The sequence below is a fragment of the Paraburkholderia phytofirmans PsJN genome (assembly GCF_000020125.1).
Taxonomy (GTDB): Bacteria; Pseudomonadota; Gammaproteobacteria; order Burkholderiales; family Burkholderiaceae; genus Paraburkholderia; species Paraburkholderia phytofirmans.
The window spans coordinates 24,655-41,080 of record NC_010676.1 but is presented as its reverse complement, the minus strand read 5'-3'; the positions used below and the strand labels follow the sequence as shown (position 1 = coordinate 41,080).

Annotated in this window: 13 protein-coding genes; 9 read left to right on the top strand and 4 right to left on the bottom strand. The window is 63.7% G+C overall.

Features of this window, described 5'->3' with window-relative positions; all coding sequences use genetic code 11:
• Positions 1–21 precede the first annotated feature (21 nt).
• From BPHYT_RS20035 to BPHYT_RS20025, 3 genes are all read right to left on the bottom strand, one after another.
• Entirely contained in the window at positions 22–1,881 is a 1,860-nt protein-coding gene (locus BPHYT_RS20035; RefSeq protein ID WP_049869189.1) for a feruloyl-CoA synthase, read from the bottom strand.
• Positions 1,882–1,959: 78 nt separating this feature from the next.
• Positions 1,960–3,411, bottom strand: a complete 1,452-nt coding sequence (locus BPHYT_RS20030) for an aldehyde dehydrogenase (RefSeq protein WP_012425925.1) — start codon at positions 3,409–3,411, stop codon at positions 1,960–1,962.
• Positions 3,412–3,492: 81 nt separating this feature from the next.
• On the bottom strand, positions 3,493–4,320 hold the full coding sequence (locus BPHYT_RS20025; protein WP_012425924.1) for a p-hydroxycinnamoyl CoA hydratase/lyase: 828 nt from the start codon (positions 4,318–4,320) through the stop codon (positions 3,493–3,495).
• Between the two features lie 137 nt (positions 4,321–4,457).
• Between BPHYT_RS20025 and BPHYT_RS20020 the strand changes: the two genes are divergently transcribed.
• The 9 genes from BPHYT_RS20020 (at position 4,458) to BPHYT_RS19980 (ending at position 15,375) form a co-directional block, all read left to right on the top strand.
• Positions 4,458–4,958: a MarR family winged helix-turn-helix transcriptional regulator gene (locus BPHYT_RS20020; RefSeq protein ID WP_012425923.1), complete on the top strand. Its 501-nt coding sequence runs from the start codon at positions 4,458–4,460 to the stop codon at positions 4,956–4,958.
• A 349-nt stretch (positions 4,959–5,307) separates the two neighbouring features.
• Positions 5,308–6,537, top strand: coding sequence for a 3-(3-hydroxy-phenyl)propionate transporter MhpT (mhpT, locus tag BPHYT_RS20015; protein WP_049869432.1), 1,230 nt, complete (start codon positions 5,308–5,310; stop codon positions 6,535–6,537).
• A gap of 61 nt (positions 6,538–6,598) precedes the next feature.
• Complete coding sequence (locus tag BPHYT_RS20010; protein WP_012425921.1) at positions 6,599–7,738, top strand: porin; 1,140 nt, start codon at positions 6,599–6,601, stop codon at positions 7,736–7,738.
• 10 nt (positions 7,739–7,748) lie between these two features.
• A complete protein-coding gene (locus tag BPHYT_RS20005; RefSeq protein WP_012425920.1) occupies positions 7,749–9,482 on the top strand; it encodes a tannase/feruloyl esterase family alpha/beta hydrolase in 1,734 nt (577 codons plus the stop codon).
• Between the two features lie 353 nt (positions 9,483–9,835).
• Positions 9,836–11,311, top strand: coding sequence for an ATPase domain-containing protein (locus tag BPHYT_RS20000; protein WP_012425919.1), 1,476 nt, complete (start codon positions 9,836–9,838; stop codon positions 11,309–11,311).
• A gap of 6 nt (positions 11,312–11,317) precedes the next feature.
• Positions 11,318–11,668, top strand: a complete 351-nt coding sequence (locus tag BPHYT_RS19995) for a response regulator (RefSeq protein ID WP_012425918.1) — start codon at positions 11,318–11,320, stop codon at positions 11,666–11,668.
• A gap of 205 nt (positions 11,669–11,873) precedes the next feature.
• A complete protein-coding gene (locus BPHYT_RS19990) occupies positions 11,874–13,307 on the top strand; it encodes an MFS transporter (RefSeq protein WP_012425917.1) in 1,434 nt (477 codons plus the stop codon).
• A gap of 41 nt (positions 13,308–13,348) precedes the next feature.
• Positions 13,349–14,548 (top strand): CaiB/BaiF CoA transferase family protein, encoded by a 1,200-nt coding sequence (locus BPHYT_RS19985; protein WP_012425916.1) that lies wholly within the window; start codon positions 13,349–13,351, stop codon positions 14,546–14,548.
• Between the two features lie 2 nt (positions 14,549–14,550).
• The gene (locus tag BPHYT_RS19980; RefSeq protein ID WP_012425915.1) at positions 14,551–15,375 is read left to right on the top strand and encodes a citryl-CoA lyase; all 825 of its coding nucleotides are present in this window, start codon (positions 14,551–14,553) and stop codon (positions 15,373–15,375) included.
• Positions 15,376–15,404: 29 nt separating this feature from the next.
• Here the strand turns inward: BPHYT_RS19980 and BPHYT_RS19975 are convergent, their stop codons facing one another.
• A complete protein-coding gene (locus BPHYT_RS19975; RefSeq protein WP_012425914.1) occupies positions 15,405–16,169 on the bottom strand; it encodes an IclR family transcriptional regulator in 765 nt (254 codons plus the stop codon).
• Positions 16,170–16,426 lie beyond the last annotated feature (257 nt).

The following is a 16,426-nucleotide window of genomic DNA, read 5'->3' as shown; positions in this document are numbered from 1 at the left end:
TTCCGCGGCGCGCACATCACGTCACGTCGCGCCGCATGCGCTCGCGACAATCACCGCGGGATCGCGCTGCGCCACGTCATACATCGCCTCGACGAGCGCCGCACGATGCATCAACACAGCGCGTTGATTGATCGAGCCTTTGTCGGTGATCTCGCCGAGATCGAGCGACGGCGCAACGTCCATGAGCCGCAGACGCGCGATGGTCGTCGCGCCGCCCGTGGCGCTGCGATTGAGCGTGTCGAGCAATGCAGTGAAGTGCGCGCGCACGGCGGGTGCTGCGACGACTTCTCGCGCGCTCGCCGAGGCGGGCAAGCGAGCTAGCCGCCTGCAATCGTCGATGCGCGGAAAGACCAGCAGGCCCACATCGTCGCGATTCATACCGGCGACTACCACGTCCTGCACATACGGCGCCCCTTCAGAGATTACGCGCGCCCGCATCGGACCGACGCTCACGAACGTGCCCGAACTCAGCTTGAAGTCCTCCGCGATACGCCCGTCGAACAGCAATCCGAGTTCCGGTCGCGTCGCATCGACAAAGCGCAAGGCGTCGCCGCTGCGGAAGTAGCCTTCTTCGTCGAACGCGTTGTGCAACTCCGCTGTGTCGGCGCGCCAGTATCCGGCCATGACGTGTGGCCCGCGATAACGCGCCTCGAGCTTGTCGCCGACCGGCGCGAGCTTGACTTCGCAGCCGGGCGCGGGCAAGCCCACATAGCCCGCGCGCATGATCGGACCCGTGGTGAACAGACACGAAGGCGACGTCTCCGTCATGCCGAGTCCGGCCATGATGCGTATGCGCTCGCCGCAATATGTTTCAGTGACGCGTTCGAGCCGGTCCCACGCTGCTTGCGACAAGCCGGCGCCTGCGAAGAAATACACCTTCACCCGCGAGAAGAATGTCTCGCGCAATTGCTCGTCACGTTCCAGCGCAATCGCCAGTTCCTCCCAACCCTTCGGCACGTTGAAGTAGATGGTGGGCGCGATTTCACGCAGATTGCGCAGTGTTTCCTCGAATTTGCCGTTGACCGGTTTGCCGTCGTCGATATAGAGCGTGCCGCCGTTGTAGAGCGCGATACCCACGTTATGGCTGCCGCCGAACGTGTGGTTCCAGGGCAGCCAGTCGACCAGCACCGGCGGTTCCTTTGCGAACTCGGGAAACGTTTCGAGCAGCATCTGCTGGTTGCTGCACAGCATGCGGTGCGTGGTAGGCACTGCCTTCGGCAACTTGGTCGAGCCGGAGGTGAAAAGAAATTTGGCGATTGCGTCCGGGCTCACCGTGGCGTGAACGGTGTCGACGGTGGTGGGCGTTGTGTTCAGCAGTTCGTCGAACGCAGTCACGTTGCGTGCCGCCGGCTGTTCTCGCGGCAATTTCGCGGCCACCACTTCGACATCGAAGGATACGGTTGCGTCGATCGCCTTGGCGAACGAATCGTAAACGCTTGCAAACACGAGACCAGGTGTCAGCAAATCGATCGTATGACGCAGCTTGCCGAAGTCGCCGGAAGCAAGCGCATAGGCGGGCGAAATCGCGGCATAAGGAACGCCCGCCCACATCGCGCCGAGCGCGAGTTGCAGATGTTCGAGATCGTTGCCCGACAGAATCGCCAAGGGCCGTTCAGCGGACAGACCGCGTGCGAGCAGCGCCTGGCCGATTGCGCGCGCGCTTTGCAACGCCTTCGCGTAGCTCAGGCCGATCCATTGACCATCGCTGCCGCGACGCGCCGCCAGCCATCGCTCGGGATGCGCCCGCGCGCCGCTCACGAGCCGGTCGGTCATACGCTGCGGATGCGCGCCGAGCGGTTCGGCCGCGCGCAAATACCACGTGTCGCCTTGCCGTTGCGTGCGCAACGATGAAGCGCCGATCGTCGTCGCCCGGTAGCGCATTGGCGCATCGGGGGTGTTCGGTTGTATCGGCTCGGAATGCAAAGCCTGTCTCCTGTATGAAAAGCGCGATCGCAACGCTCAGATCGGATAATGCCGGGGTCCGGTTTGAATCGTGATCCAACGCAGATCCGTGAACTCTGCAATCGACGCCTTACTGCCGAATCGCCCGTAACCGCTTTTCTTCACACCGCCGAACGGCATCTGCGCCTCGTCGTGCACGGTCGGACCGTTGATATGGCAGATACCCGATTCGATACGCTTCGCCACGTTCAACGCTCGCGACACGTCGCGGCTGAATACCGCCGCCGAGAGTCCGTACTCGCTGTCGTTGGCGATTCGAATCGCTTCTTCGTCGCCGTCCACGCGCTGCACCGTGACCACCGGCCCGAACGATTCTTCCGCATACAGCTTCATGGCAGGCGTGATGCCGTCGACGATCACCGGCTGCATCGCGGCGCCTTCGGCCGTACAGCCGACCGGCAATTTGGCGCCCTTCTCGTACGCATCTTCGATCAACGCCTTGATGCGTTGCGCCGCAGCTGCGCTTTCAAGCACGCCGAGCACGGAATCCGCCGCGGCAGGGTCGCCCGCTTTCAAAGTGCGCGCCTTTGCCGCGAGCTTTTCCACCAAGGCATCGGCGATCTTCCGGTCGACGATCACGCGCTCCGTCGACATGCAAATCTGCCCCTGGTTGAAAAACGCGCCGAACGCGATGCCTGCAACCGCCGCCTCCAGATCGGCGTCGTCGAGCACGACCACCGGCGCCTTGCCGCCGAGTTCCAGCAGCGCCGGCTTCAGATGCGACGCCGCATGTTGCGCGACAATGCGCCCCACTCGCGTCGAACCCGTGAAATTCACGCGACGTACCGCCGGATGCGCGATCAGCCGCTCGACGATCGCCGGCGCATCTTCAGCGGAATGCGTGATCACGTTGACGACGCCGTCGCCGAGACCGGCTTCCTGCAGCACGCTGCCGATCAACCGATGCACGCCCGGACAACCTTCGGATGCCTTGAGCACCACCGTGTTGCCGCACGCGAGCGGCATGGCAATGGCCCGCGTGCCGAGGATCACCGGCGCGTTCCACGGCGCCATGCCGAGCACTACGCCGCATGGCTGACGCACCGCCATCGCGAGACTGCCCGGCACGTCGGACGGAATCACATCGCCGTCGATCTGCGTGGTCATGGCCGCGGCTTCGCGCAGCATGTTGGCGGCCAGCATGACGTTGAAGCCGTACCAGTTCGGCATCGCGCCGGTTTCGGCGACGCCGGTTTCGATGAACTGCGCGGTGCGGGCGTCCATCAGATCCGCTGCCGCCAGCAGCCGCTTGCGGCGCCTGGTCGGCGCCAGCGCCGACCAGGCGGGAAAGGCCCGCGACGCCGCTTCGACCGCGGCGTCGGCGTCGGCCAGCGTGGCCGCTGCCGCACGCGATGCAGCCTGACCGCTCGCGGGATTGATCCGCTCGAAGGTCTTGCCGTCCGCTGCACCTCGGCTTTCGCCGCCAATCAATAGAGTCACTTCATGCATGTCTGTCGTCTCCTCGCTGTCTGTCTCGCTGCATCGCTCGCCGTAGTCTGCGCGAATTGAAATTCACGCCGATGCGGCCGGTCAGCGCTTATACGTTTGCAGACCCGGCTTGATCGCCTTGTCGTCGAGGAACTGCTTGAGGCCCTGTTCGCGGCCGCCTTCCGGATCGCGCAGTTGCGCCTGATCGAGCTTGGCGTACAGGTAGTCTTCGTTCTGATCCCACGTCAGTTCGCGGCAACGCTTGAATCCATGTTTGGCGGCGCGCAACACCACCGGATTCTTCTCGAGCAGTTTGCCGGCGAGCGCGCGCGTCGCCTCGCGCAGTTCGGCACGCGGCACGCTCTTGTTGACGAGGCCCATCTGCGCCGCTTCCTGACCGGTGAAGGTCTCGCCCGTCATGATGTAATACAGCGCCTGACGATGCCCGACGGTATCGGCCATTGCCTTGCTCACCAGATTGCCCGGCGGAATGCCCCAGTTGATTTCGGACAGGCCGAAGGTGGCTTCGTCGGCGGCGATCGCCAGGTCGCATGCCACCAGCGGCGAGAAGCCGCCGCCGAAGCACCAGCCGTTGACCATTGCGATGGTCGGCTTCGAGTACATGCGCAGCAGTTGCCATTGCCAGCGGCACGCGTCGCGGCGAATCTTTTCCTGCAGGATCTCGGGGCCGGCGTCGACTTCGCGGAAGTATTCCTTCAGGTCCATGCCGGCAGTCCACGCATCGCCTTCGCCCGTGAGCACCAGAACCTGCGCTTCGGCGTCGAGTTCGACGGCTTCGAGCACCTCGATCATTTCCTTGTTCAGCGTCGGGCTCATGGCATTGCGCTTCTCGGGCCGATTGAACGAAACCCATGCGATTCCTTCCGCGACATCGACCTTGACGGTTTTCCAACGGCCTTCATAACTCATCTGTTTTCTCCGTGAACGTTGGCCGCGACGGCGGCCTGATGAACACATTTAATATCAGGCTGCCTGATATGTAAAGTGAAAATTCACGCGCTCGGTGCAAACCCCTAGCGGCGGAAATCGCGTCGAGGCGCGCTAAGATGCGGGATAGACCGAACCTCCTGTCCATGATGAGCAAAAATCAAAATACGCCTGCCGAGCCCGCCGCCACGCGCACTCGCCGTTCGAGCCTGCGCCTGACCTATGTGATCGGCAGTCTCGACCGCATCCTGCGGCGCCGCATGACCGAAGCGCTCGCGCCGCTCGGCCTGACGCTCGCCCAATTCACCGCGCTTTCCGTGCTCGAAGCCAAAGGACAGGCGTCCAATGCGCAGGTCGCCGAGCGTTCGTTCATCACGCCGCAATCGGCCAATGAAGTGATGAACGCGATGGCCGCCCGCAACTGGGTGAGCCGCGAACCGGATCCGAGGCACGGCCGCATCGTGCTGCTGCAACTCACGGATGAAGGGCGCGCCGTGTTGCGCGATTGCGAGCAGGCCGTCAAGACCATCGAAAAGCAAATGATGGAAGGCATCGAGCTCGACGCCGCCGGCGCAGTCCAAACCCACCTCGAAACTTTCGTTCGTAATCTGCGCGGCTAGATCCGCTCGCGTCGCGCCGCAGGATTGCTAGGTGTTTTCACCGAACAATTTGCGCTTGTGTTATCAGCCTACCTGATATTAAATCCAGTCCACGATGCAGCGTGTGGAGACGCGCCGCATCGCCTCGAAGCAAATGCACCGTCGTCTGGCCATCGAAACGATGCGTCGCGCGCGGCGGTGTTCGCTGCGCTGCTGCCGGGCATTCCATCGCGGCCTCGACGATGATCTGACGCCCGCTTGCCGAATCCGTCCGTCGCGCAGGACGGCGGCTTGGCATCTGCTGCCTTTCAGCGAAACCGGAAAACCACGCCATTTAATAAGGATCACTAACGTGAAAAGAGCCGGAACATTGAACTCGACCGAAGCCACCACGGTCCCGGCAGCGTCGAGCCGGACAGGCGCCTTCGTCACCCTCGGATTGTGCTTTGCCATCGCTCTGCTCGAAGGACTCGACCTGCAGTCGGTCGGCGTCGCCGCACCGCGCATGGCGCGCGAGTTTGGTCTTTCGGTCGCGCAAATGGGACTCGCGTTCAGCGCCGGCACTTTCGGCTTGCTGCCCGGCGCGATGTTCGGCGGACGGCTCGCCGACCGCATCGGCCGCAAGCGCGTGCTGGTGATATCCGCTTGCCTGTTCGGCCTGCTGTCGATCATGACCGCGCTGGTGAGCGACTTTCACACGCTCGTGATCGTGCGCGTGCTGACAGGTATCGGACTCGGCGGTGCATTGCCGAATCTGATCGCGTTGTCGTCGGAAGCGGTGGAACCGCGCTCGCGTGGCACCGCGGTGAGCGTGATGTATTGCGGCATTCCGTTCGGCGGCGTGATTGCGTCGGTGATCGGCGTGTTGAGTGCGGGCGACACCGAGTGGCGTCACATTTTCTATGTCGGCGGTGCGGGACCGCTCGTGCTGGTGCCGCTGCTGCTCGTATTCCTCGCGGATTCGAAGGCGTTCACCAAAGCATCGCGCGATGGACAAGTCAAGCCCGCGCCCGTCGGCGAAATCCTGTTCGGCGGCACGCGTGGTCTCTCCACCGTGCAGATCTGGGTCAGCTACTTCTGCACGCTGATCGTCCTCTACTTTCTGCTCAACTGGCTGCCCTCGTTGATGGCCGCGAGCGGGCTGACGCGCGCGCAAGTCGGCTACGTGCAGATCTTTTTCAACATTGGTGGCGGCATCGGCGCGTTGTGCATTGGCATGTTGATGGATCGCATGCGCTCGGGCGTGGTGGTGGCCGGCATGTATGTCGGGATCATCGCTTCGCTCGCGACGCTTTCGACGGCGCACGGCTTCGGCGCGCTCGCGGCTTCTGCTTTCTTCGCGGGGATGTTCGTGATCGGCGGCCAATCGGTGCTGTACGCGCTTTCCGCAGCGTTCTATCCGACCGCCATGCGCGGCACTGGTGTCGGCGCGGCGGTGGCGGTGGGCCGTATCGGCTCGGTAGTCGGGCCGCTCGCCGCAGGTCAATTGCTGGCGATGGGGCGCAGTTCGTCGACCGTGATCGGCGCGAGCATTCCCGTCACGCTGATCGCGGCAGCCGCCGCGCTGCTCCTGCTGCGCCGCCCGCGCGCCGACGACTGAACGTCCGCACAAAACCCAACAACAACACACAGATTCATTCAACGGTTCGGAGACACCCTTCATGCAAGCATCCGCACGTCTATTACTCTGCGGCGCATTGTGCGCGGTCAGCGGCGCCGCAGCGGCCCAATCGAGCGTGACGCTCTACGGCATTATCGATACCGGCATCGAATACGTTTCGCACGCGAACGCCGCGGGCAAGAGCGTGTTCCGCATGCCGTCGGTCACGGGCGAACTGCCTTCGCGCTGGGGACTGCGCGGCAATGAAGACCTGGGCGGAGGCTATAGCGCGGTCTTCACGCTGGAAAGCGGCTTCAACGTGCGCGCCGGCGATCTCGGCCAGGGCGGCCGGCTGTTCGGGCGTCAGGCGTTCGTTGGCATCAAGAGTCCGTACGGTACGGTCTCGTTCGGCCGCCAATACACGATGACGTACCTCGCGCTGATGGGCGCGGATCTGATCGGCCCAGACATCTACGGTCTGGGCTCGCTCGACGCTTACGTGCCGAATGCCCGCGCCGACAACTCGGTGGTCTACCTCGGCAGCTATGCGGGCGTCACGCTCGGCGCGAACTACTCGTTCGGCCGCGACTCGGCCGGCACCGGCAATTCGCCGGGCCAAGGCACGTGTACGGGATCGGTCGCCGGACAGGCCACTCAATGCCGCGAATGGTCCGTCATGCTGAAGTACGACGCGCCGCTCTTCGGCGTCGCGGCATCGTATGAAGAGCAGCGCGGCGGCAGCACCGCGGCGGCGAATTTCTTCGACGGCATCGCGCCGACTCCGCTCACCCGCGCCGCCGACAAGGACATCCGCACGCATGTGAGCGCCTACGCGAACCTCGGCAAGGCCAAGCTCGGCCTGGGATGGCTCAACCGTCGCGTCGAACCGGGCGCGGACACGATTGCCAGCGTGCGCTCCAATCTGTTCTTCGTGGCCGCGTCGTACAACGTGACGCCCGCTTTCATCGTCGACGGCGAGGTGTATCACATCACCAATAGCGAGCACGACACGCGCGCCACGATGGGCACGCTGCGCACCACCTATCTGCTTTCGAAGCGCACCGCTGTCTACGCCCAAGGCTCGTACCTTGCCAATAGCGCGAAGGCGCACTACTCGGTCAGCGGCGGCGGCGGCGGCACGACGCCCACGGCAGGCACCGGCCAGACCGGCGCGATGGTCGGCATTCGTCATTCGTTCTAGGAGACATGGCATGAAGTGCACCTCTATCGCGCTCGCGGCGGCTGCTACGCTCACACTCGCCGCGTGCGGCGGCAACGATCTCGGCAGCGCCGCCAACACCGGCGCCAATTCATCCGCCTTGCCGCAACTGAGTGCGGCCACGCCCGGCACGCTGGCGGGCAATTGCGCGGCACTCGCTGCGAAGCTCTCATTCGCCAACACCGTCTTCACCACGGTGACGGACGTCGCGGCAGGCACGCTGAAAGTCGCCGGAAAATCCATCGCCGAACATTGCCTGATTCAAGGCAGCATGAATCAGCGGGTCAGCAGCGTGGACGGCAAGACCTACGCGATCGGCTTCGAAATGCGCCTGCCGATTGCATGGAATGGGCGTTTCTTCTATCAGCCCAACGGCGGACTCGACGGCAATGTGGTCACGGCCACCGGCGAGATCGGCGGCGGCGGTCCCACCAGCGACGCGCTCAACATGGGCTTCGCGGTCATCAGCTCGGACGCGGGGCACAGCTCGGCGCAAAATCCCCTGTTCGGTCTCGATCCGCAGGCACGGATCGACTACGGCTACAACGCAGTCGCCACGCTCACGCCGATGGCCAAGCAGGTCATCAAGCTCGCGTACGGCAAGGCGCCGGATCGCAGCTACTTCGACGGCTGCTCCAACGGTGGACGTCATGCGCTGGTCGCGGCGGCACGCTCATCGGCGGAGTATGACGGCATCATTGCGGGCGACCCGGGCTTTCATCTGCCGAAGGCGGCCGTCGGCGAAATGTGGAGCGCGCAGCAGCTCGCGAAAGTGGCGACCGCGACGACCTCGAACGGCCTGCCCGATATCACGACCGGCTTCACCGCGACGGAACGTCAAATGGTGGCGTCGAAAATACTGTCAAAGTGCGATGCACTCGACGGTGCGACAGACGGCCTCATTCAGGATATCAAGGCATGCCAGGCAAACTTCAGCCTTGCTACCGACGTGCCGACCTGCACGAACAACGTCCGCGACGGCACGTGTCTGACGAGCGCGCAGAAAGACGCCGTCGGCAATGTGTTCTCCGGCGCGCGCAACAGCGCGGGCACGGCCCTCTATGCAAGCTTCCCCTACGACGCCGGACTCGGCCCGGGCTGGTCCGCATGGAAGCAGGCCAACTCGATCACGCTCGACCCGGCCGCCGCTGCCTTCACGTTCACCACGCCGCCGCAAACCGCTGCCGTGCTGAGCCAGTTGTCCGCGTACGCGCTGAACTTCAGCATGGACACCGACGCGCCGAAGATCTTCGCGACCAGCGGCGCGTACAGCGAGTCTGCCTGGTCATTCATGACGCCGCCCGACGAAACCAATCTGAGCGCGTTGAAGCAGCGCGGGGCAAAGCTGATGGTCTATCACGGCACGAGCGACCCGGTGTTTTCATCGAACGACACGACCGACTGGTATCAGCGGCTCACGGCAGCCAATAGCGGCGACGCGTCGAACTTCGCGCGCCTTTACACGATTGCCGGCATGAACCACTGCAGCGGCGGGCCGAGCACCGACCAGTTCGACATGCTCACGCCGCTCGTCGCATGGGTCGAACAGGGCAAGGCGCCGGACAGCGTGGTCGCCACTGCGCGCGACGCGAGCAATGTCACACCGAACTCCGACGTGCCCACAGGCTGGGGCGCGGGACGCACGCGGCCGCTTTGCCCGTATCCGAAGGTGGCGCGCTATCAGGGCGGCGACGTCAGCGCCGCGAGTAGTTTCGCTTGTAGCTGAGTCAAGGGCGGGCTCCCGGCCCGCTTTGCCGTACCCGCCTCGCGCATGCAATGTACCTTTGTACTATCGCGTGCACGAGGCGCGGCCCCGTTCTTTCCTCTCCCTTCCTTGCATTGCGTTGAAAATTGACCGCCATCCGGCGGTCGGCAACGCTCTGCCCGCGCGTCTCGCACCGCATGTCCAATTTGCGGTTCGCCAAGCGCCTCGCCCCCCGGTAGAATCCCCTGCATCTCATGCCGACGCGCAGCGTCGCCGCCCGGAGCGGGAACACGAATTGCTGCAATGATAGTTTGAGCAATAGACGGCTCCTGTGCGAGCCATCGCTTCTGCGCACTTTGAACGACTCTTCGACAATGACTAACCACGAATCTCAGACGTCTTCCCGATCCAACGTGGAAACGGGTGTCCCCGGTCTCGACGAGATCCTGGGCGGAGGTTTGGTCCGCGGCGGCGTGTATCTGCTGGAGGGCATGGCCGGCGCCGGCAAGACGATCCTGTCGAGCCAGATTGGTTTTCATCGTGTAAGCCAGGGCGAGAAGGTGTTGTACATGACCTTGATCGCCGAATCGCACGACAAGCTGCTAGGCCATCTCAAGGGTCTGAGTTTCTTCGATGAGAAGGCGGTCGCCCAGCAGATGCTGTTCGTGTCCGGCTATCACGAGCTGATGAAGGACGGCCTGGATGGCTTCCTCAAGCTGATTGCCTCGAGCATTTACGATTACCGTCCGAGCCTGATGATCATCGACGGCTTTCGGAGCGCGCGTGAATTCAGCGAGACCGAGCTGTCGCTGTCCAAGTTCATCCACGAGTTGAATGCGCTGGTCGCGGCCATGGATTGCACGACCTTGCTGCTCGCGCCGCTGTCCGGCAACGAACCGCATCCGGAACATACGCTCGTCGACGGCCTGATCGAACTGAACCGCTACAGCGACGGCATGCGCCGCGCGCGCGAAATCGAAGTCCACAAGATGCGCGCGCGCAATCATCTGATGGGCAAGCATTTCTTCCGCATCGCCGAAAGCGGGCTCTTGATGTTCCCGCGCCTCGAGGCGCAATGTGCCGCGCAAGCCGGTCCAGTGGATCTGAAAACGCGGCTCGGCTTCGCCCTGCCGCATCTGGACGGCCTGCTGGGCGGCGGCTTTGCGCAAGGCTCCACGACTACGCTGGTCGGGCCGTCGGGCGTCGGCAAGACTCTCCTGTGTCTGCAGTTTCTCGCGGCCGGCGTCGCGCGCGGCGAACGCTGCCTGTACCTCGGCTTTTACGAAGGACCGCAACGTCTGATCGGCAAAGCCGAGGCCGTGTCGATCGGACTCGCAAACGCGTATCAGGACGGCCGGCTCGTGATTCAATGGCAACCGGCCATCGAACTGGCCGTCGACGAGCTGGCGGCCACCGCGCTCGCCACGGTCAAGAAGATCGGCGCGTCGCGCATTGTCATCGACGGCGTGGAAGGGTTTCGCGATTCCGCGTTGCGTACCGAACGCTTCGGCTTGTTCCTGAATGCGCTGCTGCACCAGCTTCGCGAAGCCTGCATCACCACGTTGCTGACCGAAGAGCTGCCGCTTTACGCCGATCCGGGCCACGCGCGGAGCGTGCGCGTTTCGGCGCTGACGGAAAACCTGGTGCTGCTGCGTTACGCCGAAACGGACACGGGTCTGCGGCGCATGATTTCCGTGGTCAAGCAGCGTGAAAGCGCCCACGACACTTCCTTGCGCGAGCTCGTGATTTCGTCTCAAGGCCTCGATGTCATCGAAAATCCGGCGAGTGCTGCCAGCCTGCATGCGCCGGCCGGCCTGTCGGCCACACTTCAGCCGCGACGAAATACCTAGCCGACCATGAAAACCATTCTGGTCGTGGACGATGAGTTCGACATCCTGACAGTCTGGCGGCTGCTGCTGGAGCGGCACGGCTATACCGTGCTGACGGCGTCGAACGGGGCCGCCGCGCTCGAACAGATACGCAATACCCGGCCCGACATCATCGTGTCGGACTGCATGATGCCGGTCATGTCGGGGCTGCAATTGTGCGCGGAGCTGAATGCCGATTCAGATCTGCGCGCCATTCCAATCATCCTGTGCAGCGCAGCCGCGGATATCCCCGTGCAGCCGAATCCCCGCATTGAATATGCGCGTAAGCCGCTTTCATTCGATGCCTTGCTGACCATGCTTCAACGTATGGGCGCGTAAAAAGATAAAGCGAAGTAGGAGCGCCGGAACGCCCGTGCGGTGGACCGGCGCGAACGCCCATCCGCAAACGCTCATTCCTCTTTCTAGGTAAAACCCCGAATTCCTGGTAGTTGCCACACCGACTACTCTCGGCACACCCATTAAACAGAACGTCGTTCTATTCAACAGAACGACGTTGGCGAGAGACACTCGAAGGAGGAATTCCATGGCAAGCCTGCCGATCGACGCGTCCGGCGCGTCGCCCCACTCAAGCGCCGGCGCGCCGGCGCTCACGCCCGGCGTCAACGCGCGCATCGACCGCCTGCCCGCGACGCGCGCGGTGTGGATGCTGGTGCTCCTGCTGTCGATCGGCGGCTGGTTCGAGTTCTACGATCTGTTCTTCACGGCGTACGTCGGCCCGGGCCTCGTCAAAAGCGGGGTTTACTCGACGACCACCGCGTCGTTCTTCGGCGTGTCCGGACTCGGCGCATTCGTGGCGGCGTCGTTTGCCGGGCTCTTCATCGGCACGTTCTTTCTGGCGGGCATGGCCGACCGCTACGGCCGCAAGACCGTGTTCACCGTGTCGCTGCTGTGGTACTCCGCCGCGACGCTCATCATGGCGCTGCAAAGCACGGCGCCCGCCATCAATCTGTGGCGCCTGATCGCCGGCATCGGCGTGGGCGTCGAACTGGTGACGATCGATACCTACGTCAGCGAACTCGTGCCTAAACATCTGCGCGGCCGTGCTTTTGCGTTCGTGCATCTGGTGCAGTACACCGCTGTGCCGTCGGTTGCGTTTCTCGCGTGGTGGCTGGTGCCGCGCACGCCGTTCGGACTCGACGGCTGGCGCTGGGTCGTGATCATCGGCGCGTTGGGCGCGGTGGTGGTGTGGGCGATTCGCCGGCGCTTGCCGGAAAGCCCGCGCTGGCTCGCTCAACAAGGCCGCGCCGCCGAAGCCGAGCAGGTGCTGCAGGCGTTGGAAGCGAAAGTCGCCGCACAATACGGCAAGCCTCTGCCGCCCGCGGTACCGACTGTCGAACCGGCGACCACCAAGGCTGCCTTCCGTGAAATCTGGCAGCCGCCGTATCGCAAACGCGCGATCACGATGCTCGTCTTCAATCTGTTCCAGGCGATCGGCTTTTACGGCTTCGCCTCATGGGTGCCGACGCTCCTCGTCTCCAAAGGCGTGACGATCACGCACAGTCTGCTGTACTCGTTCGTGATCGCTGCTTCGAATCCGTTCGGGCCGCTGATCGGCATGGCGATCGCGGACCGCATCGAACGGAAGACGTTGATCGTGCTGTCGGCGCTCGGCATCGCCGTGTTCGGCAGCCTGTTCGCGATGCAAACCTCGCCCGCCATGCTGATGACGCTTGGCGTGCTGATCACGCTGAGCGGCACGCTGCTTTCGGTCGGCTATCACGCGTATCAAACCGAACTCTTCCCCACGCGTTTGCGGGCGCGCGCCGTCGGCTTCGTCTACTCGATGTCGCGTCTCTCCGCGATGTTCTCCGGCTTCATGATCGCGTTCGCGCTGCGTCACTTCGGCGTGAGCGGCGTGTTCGCGTTGATCAGTGCGTCGATGGTGATGGTGATGGGCGCGATCGGCATCTTCGGGCCACGGACCAACCATCGCAATCTCGACGAGATTTCGCACTGAAGAACTGCATTGAATCGCATTTTGAACAAGAGGTTTTGAACATGACGCTGCCGTTGGCTGGAGTCCGCGTACTGGACTTATCGAATGTATTGGCCGGGCCGTTTTGCGCGTATCAACTCGCGCTGCTCGGCGCCGAAGTGATCAAGGTCGAGCATCCGGAAGGCGGCGATCTGGCGCGGCGTCTTGGCGCCGACAAGGACGCGTCGGCGCGCAACATGGGCGCCTCGTTCGTCGCCGTGAACGCGGGTAAGCAGTCGGTCACGCTCAATCTGAAAGACCCGCGCGGCAAGGCGATTCTGCGCGAGCTCGTCAAAACCGCGGACGTGCTGGTCGAAAACTTCCGGCCCGGTGTGATGACACGGCTCGGCCTCGATTTCGAGGCGCTGCGCGAGGTCAATCCGAAGCTCGTGTATTGCGCGATCTCCGGCTTCGGCATGGACGGCGAGTTTTCAAAGCGGCCTGCCTACGATCAGATCATTCAGGGCATCTCCGGCGTGATGAGCGTGACCGGCGACGCCGACAGCGCACCGTTGCGCGTCGGCTATCCGGTGTCGGACACGGTGGGCGGTCTCACGGCGGCGTTCGGTATTTGCGCCGCGTTACTCGATGCGCGCGCCACGGGACATGGCCGCATGCTCGATGTGTCGATGCTCGAAGCCACGCTCGCGACCATGGGCTGGGTCGTTTCGAACTTCCTGAACGCAGGCGTTACGCCAACGCCGATGGGCAACGAAAACTTCACGGCCGCGCCGTCGGGCACTTTCAAAACCGGCGACGGCCCGCTCAATATCGCCGCTAACGAAAACAAACAGTTCGTGAGCTTGTGTCAGTTGATCGGCCGAGCGGATCTGCTCGACGATCCGCGTTTTTCCGAGCGCAACGCGCGCAAGATGAATCGCGCCGCGTTGAAAGCGGAAATCGAAGCGGCACTCGCGCGCGACAGCGCTGCGAACTGGGAAGCGCGTTTCTTTGAAGCCGGCGTACCGGCCGGCCGCGTGATGTCGGTGCCGGAGATTCTCGCGCATCCGCATCTGGAGTCGCGCGGCTTCATTCGCGAATTCGCCGCGGATGCCACCACGGAACGCCAGCGCGTGACCCGCGCCGGTTTTCGTCTGCACGACGCGGACACGGCACCGGGCACGCCCGCACCGGTTCTCTCGGCCCACACACGCGAACAACTCGCCGCGCTCGGTTACGACGACGCACACATCGATCAACTACGCGCCGAAGGAGTGGTCTGAACATGACGCAAGCATTCGATGCAGCAAAGCTCGCTGCCGACTACTGGAGCACCTCGATCATCGACATTCATCCGGGCTCGATCAACGTGCGCGGTTTCCCGATTCAGGAGTTGATCGGCAACATCAGCTTTCCTCAGATGATCTGGCTGATGCTGCGCGGCGAATTGCCCGACACCGAGCAGGCGCGGCTGTTCGAAGCGGCGTTGGTGTCGTCGGTGGATCATGGGCCGCATGCGCCGTCGATTGCCATCTCGCGGATGGCGACCAGTTGCGGCTTGCCGCTGAACGGCGCGATGGCCTCGGCAATCAACGCGTTAGACGACGTGCACGGCGGCGCGGGCCAGCAGGCGGTCGAACTGTATGACGCGATCGACGTCCGCATGCAAGCGGGCGCCACGTTGGAACACGCCGTCGAACAAGGGGTGGATGCGTTCATCGCGGCGCACGGCAAATATCTGCCGGGCTTCGGGCATCGGTTTCATCCGGTCGATCCGCGTGCGCCGCGGCTCCTGGCGCTGGTGGACGAGAACGTGCGTGCGGAGCGTATAAGCGGACGCTATGCCGTGATCGCGCGCGGCATAGAAGCGCTGCTGATGAGCCGCAAGAGCAAGCCCGTGCCGATGAATATCGACGGGGCCACCGCCGTGATCTACGCCGAACTCGGTTTTGCGCCCGAGCTGGCGCGCGGCGTGTTCTGCCTGTCGCGCGCGGTCGGCATTCTGTCGCATGCATGGGAACAACGCGGACGCAAGGAGCGCAACAAAGGTCCGATGCCGCGCCAGATGGCCTACACGTACACCGGCAAACCCGAGCGGCATTTGCCTTAAGCCGCTTGCGCTGAACGGCAGGCCCTGAACTACTTGTCCTGAACTTCGGCCGCACGCCGCTGCGCGTTGCGCATGGCGCGCGAATCGCCACCCAAGGCGTCGGTGGCGCGTGCCGCGCAATCGAATAGCGCGCCGAGATTGCGTTCGAGAAACGCCTGGTCGATACGCGAGCTCGGGCCGGCCAGCGTCAGCACGCCACGCAGGCTCTGCCGCACGCCGAATACCGGCATGGAAATACCCGCCGTCTCCCGGTCGCGTTCGCCGATCGACACACAGTAGAAGTCCTCGCGAATCTTCTCGTACGGCGCGCCCGGCATGCCGCCGAACGCGAGCAATGCAAGGCCGCCCGAGCCGCTTTCCAGCGGCAGCACGTCGCCTTCGCGCACGTGAAAACGCACCGCATGCCTCGAATCCACCCGATGCAGACACACCCGCACCGCCTCGTCACGCACGTAGAACGACACGCTTTCGCCGCTGGTTTCCGCGAGCTCGCGCATGAGCGGCACGACAATATCGCCGAGGTTCAGGCTGCGTTGGTACAACGCGCCCAGCATGAAGGTGGCGGAGCCGAGCTGATAGCGGCCGTCGTCGAGACGCAGCAGCAGGCGATGCTGGATCAACGAGCCCGCGAGCCGCAACAACGTGCTCTTGTAAAGCCCCGTGCGCGCCGCCAGTTCGGCGAGCGTGAGCGCGTAATCGTCCGGCCGGAAGGCGAACAGGATGGCGCAAGCACGATCGATGACGGCAACACCTTCGCTTTCCTTCGTGTTCGATTTGTCCGCGGGCGTTGGCATGGATGGCGTTACTTCATAGGGAAGCGGAAATTTTACGCCATGACGCCGGGCTGTCATACCCGCCGCGGGCGCTTTACCGCTGATTCCGCGCGGAATCCGAAACTCGCGTGACAACCCCGGCGCACACGCCCGCCGAACGCGGCACACCGCATCTTGAGACGATCGCGCGATTTGTTGAGCGCGCCCAGCATTCAGCGTTTAGCCGCCGCCTTTTAAAGTAGGTCATCGATCGCGCGGAGCCGGAACAACGGAGCGCG